Raw genomic sequence first — 3,505 nt, 5'->3', positions numbered from 1 at the left:
AGATAAGAGCGCGTGAGTCTATACAGTGACTGTCCGTTTTAAGTTAAGCGCTCCAGGCTTTATGAACAGGGACTGATCTCGGTAAAGGATTTGTGGGTGAGGATTCACTACCCGGCTACGGCCCGGTAACCCTGGTGAAACGCCCTGTGCGGAGCCGCATGCAGGGTGTTGAGGGGGCTGAGGGAGAAAAACCCTCAGCTACCCGATTAGGTTTTGCTGCTATGTCCCACTGTTATGGCTACATTTCCCTTTTTGTGTCCTTTTTCAACATTCTTGTGAGCCTCGGCGATCTGTTCCAATGGCTACTTTTCTTCTGAGTGGTTTAAAAAAGATGGAATAGACTCATGCTTCTTGTTTAGGCCACTTCCATGCATACCAAACGACCAATGCAGTAAACACAAGGTATACAATTGACCAAAATGTCTCATAAGCGGAGAATGGCCATAGGAAAAGAGCTAAGCCCAGAAAAATGAGATCAAACGCAGCAAAGAATATGCCTATGCTGCGGTTTGCCCAGCGATTCGCTTTATCTTTCAACGTCAGAGACAGGAAACTCATAAGAATCGGAACCGCAAAAATTATTGACATTACCAACAATAATTCATTGGTTACTGGTACGCTTGAGGTTCCCGCTAACAATTCCTTTAGTGCCACCGGATCATGAAAGCGGGTCGAATCCCCCTGTAAACCACTCAACATTCGAGCTGCCCATAATGCTGAAAGGATTATCCTCACATCTAACATTATTCTTGTGTTCTTTTTGTGTGAATTCATTCTTTTCTCCCTCATGATTGAAAACAAACAATGCAACTGTAAATCGGCTACCTCAGTTTGTATCACACTCGCGGCATGGGCGCAACCAAGCGAGTCCTGCGAGCTTTTTGCTTGGATTCATTCTATCTTATTCCTATATTTCTGTGATTTGGTCATTCTCAATATATTTCACTTGAATGAAGTCTGCAAAACCTAACGCTTCAAATCAGCAGACAAGAAGCTGGAGTCATTTCCCAGGCCGCTGTTCTGCTGCATTTGTTTGTTCACTCAAGTATTTCTCAATAAATGTTGCTGGTTCTATCATTTCAATACCAGAATATCCCGAAACATCCAGCAGATGTGCGTCTCCTGTTATTATTACGTTTGATGAATTCGCAATTGCTGCAGCTCTATAAATTTGTCATCATCGGGATCCTCACAGACTTGTTCACCAAGATCCCGAGCTTCTACGATGAGACTGAAGCTTGCAATCAATGTGATTATCTGGGAAACATCAACCATAGGATACTTTGCTGAAAGTCGATGAAGAACATCAACATACTCAGCGAGTATTTCTGTCGATATCACAAATTCGATTTTCTTCTGTTGCCACGCTTCAAGGATTCGCCCGGGTTTGCCTCCGAAGAACACAGCAGAAATCAAGACATTGGTATCAACTATGACTTGCATTTCTCTGATCGTGTTTCTTTAATGGCCTCGAGAATATCCTCGGGTTTCATTTCCGATTCATATGCAGCCTGTCTGGCGCGCAGTATTATTTCTTTGAACTCATCGGAAGAGGGTGGAGTTATTGTTTTAAGAACAACTACATCTCCCTCACCCAATACAACAAATCTTGTCCCAGCCTTCAGATGGAGAGCTTTTCTGATTTCCTCTGGGATAACAATTTGTCCTTTGGATGACATTTTTGTTGTAGCTACTGTATTCATTTCTTCATTCCAATCATGCATAGGCCTAACGTCTTACTGGTAAGATTATGCAAGTTCAGGCCTGGCATGTCAATCTTTCCTAGAGCGAACATCCTGAATAACCTGCACAAGTATCACCTAAGCCCACGCCCAAGAAGCTGTGGCAGGTTCATTCGGTGGTTAGGCACAAGTTTCAATTTTGGTGTCAGTATCACTGTTTCAATAATTACTTCTCCATACGCTCTCTATTTATCATTACGTATACACTTATCCCGATCATGAAAAAGCCACAAAGCCATGCAAAGAGATCGCCGATATAAGAATACAAGGTTGATTGACCTTTCGTTGGCACATCAGAATAGAGAATGGCTTGGTCAGATGTGTAATAATCAAGCGACGAAAGAAGCTGTCCTCTATTATTAAAAGAGGCTGACAATCCCCAAGAGGCTGCGCGCACTAGATGAAAGCCCTGTTCGATTGCCCTAAAAGACGCAACATATGTATGGTAGGGAGAAATTTCTCTCCAGTCGTTTCCGGGGACAGTCATTATATCGATATGCATTGAATTAACCTGATGAATAAAAGAAGGAAAATCCATGTCAAAACAGATTGCAGAGCCAATACGCCCATAAGGAGAATCAAAATACCTGATCCTGCCGTCTCCGTAAGACCCTTCGCCCGGAGTGGGTTTTGCCTTACAGAACTCAAACAGAATCTCTCCCTTGGGTGATATCCAGGTAATTTTATTCATTGGTAACGATTGAGAAGCATCGTTAAAGAAAACTAGCATCGGAAACCCTAGGTAGATACTGTCTCTGATTGCCAACGTTTGTGCCAGTTTGAGTAGATCATTTTCCCTGTCGGAACACACATTCACGATACCTTCTGTTCCAAAGACGATTTTTGCACCAGATGCTGCTGCAATATGACAATTGTTCAGAAAGGATTTTTCGAGTTGTCCATTGATCGAATCGGGATGCTCTTCGTAAATTCGAATTAACTCTTCTTCTGGGATACTGATAGATGCGATTCTCACAGTATTTTCATTAGTCTGTCTTGCCAAGCGTATCTGCCCATATAAAGTAATTACAAGAACTGGTACTATATACACCCACAGAACTTTGCATAGATAGCGCTTTTTAAAGGAATGATCCCACAGCCAATTGATTACAGAAGCAGTCCACATGATAATGAATGTAATTCCGTAGATACCGGTTACTGAAAGCAATTGCAGGAGGGGGAGTGATGACTGTGTGTGCCCCAGCATTCCATATGAACCCGAAGGATTAGTGGAAATTGTAATAAATTCCATAAGTACGTAGACAGAGGGAAATACTATAGTTGACACAATTCCCTGTAATCGCTTGAAGTATATTCTGTCGATTAAATATGTAAGGGAAGTGAAGATACTCATCATTAACATAAGGACATAATAGAAAGTCCCCGATATAGGCATCATGCCTTTCCAAATGAAGATATTAGAGATCAATCCTGCAAAGACCATGATAAGAAAGCCTTTGAATGGTTTTTGATATCTAAGAAAGCGGATTAGAAATGTCGGGGCAAGATAAGCTGCTATAGGCAATATCCATCTACCGTTAGCAAAGAATAGAAAGATAAACCCTATCATGATATACAAGTATGAATAATGCTCACCTAGTCTTGATTTATTCATGACATTCCCTTAAATTAAATTGGTGAAACTCGTTGCTCTGTTGCCTAATGTCTCAAATCAACGGCGCGGTTACGCGTCCGATGCATTTGTTTGTTCTGCGATGCTTTTCAGAGTATAACGAGCTATCCAAAAGTATTCCATTTCTACA

The 3,505-nt window shown here is 41.7% G+C and carries 4 protein-coding genes; all 4 read right to left on the bottom strand.

Annotated elements, in window-relative coordinates; all coding sequences use genetic code 11:
* Positions 1-342: 342 nt before the first annotated feature.
* Positions 343-774 carry a DUF6326 family protein gene (locus tag K8R76_00520; GenBank protein MCD4846655.1) on the bottom strand — a complete coding sequence of 144 codons (432 nt, stop codon included), beginning with the start codon at positions 772-774 and terminating at the stop codon, positions 343-345.
* 357 nt (positions 775-1,131) lie between these two features.
* Complete coding sequence (locus K8R76_00515; protein MCD4846654.1) at positions 1,132-1,443, bottom strand: putative toxin-antitoxin system toxin component, PIN family; 312 nt, start codon at positions 1,441-1,443, stop codon at positions 1,132-1,134.
* Positions 1,431-1,703 carry an AbrB/MazE/SpoVT family DNA-binding domain-containing protein gene (locus K8R76_00510; GenBank protein ID MCD4846653.1) on the bottom strand — a complete coding sequence of 91 codons (273 nt, stop codon included), beginning with the start codon at positions 1,701-1,703 and terminating at the stop codon, positions 1,431-1,433. Before K8R76_00510 ends, K8R76_00515 begins: the two co-directional genes overlap by 13 nt.
* 205 nt (positions 1,704-1,908) lie before the next feature.
* On the bottom strand, positions 1,909-3,357 hold the full coding sequence (locus K8R76_00505; protein ID MCD4846652.1) for a hypothetical protein: 1,449 nt from the start codon (positions 3,355-3,357) through the stop codon (positions 1,909-1,911).
* Positions 3,358-3,505 lie beyond the last annotated feature (148 nt).

This window comes from Candidatus Aegiribacteria sp. (assembly GCA_021108435.1).
In the GTDB taxonomy this organism is placed as follows: Bacteria; Fermentibacterota; Fermentibacteria; order Fermentibacterales; family JCC-6; genus Aegiribacteria.
This window is presented reverse-complemented; position numbering and strand designations above follow the sequence as displayed.

Coding starts and splice junctions, on each gene's coding strand:
- K8R76_00505 (MCD4846652.1), bottom strand. CDS start 3,357: ATGAATAAATCAAGACTAGGTGAGCATTATTCATACTTGTATATCATG.
- K8R76_00515 (MCD4846654.1), bottom strand. CDS start 1,443: ATGCAAGTCATAGTTGATACCAATGTCTTGATTTCTGCTGTGTTCTTC.
- K8R76_00520 (MCD4846655.1), bottom strand. CDS start 774: ATGAATTCACACAAAAAGAACACAAGAATAATGTTAGATGTGAGGATA.
- K8R76_00510 (MCD4846653.1), bottom strand. CDS start 1,703: ATGAATACAGTAGCTACAACAAAAATGTCATCCAAAGGACAAATTGTT.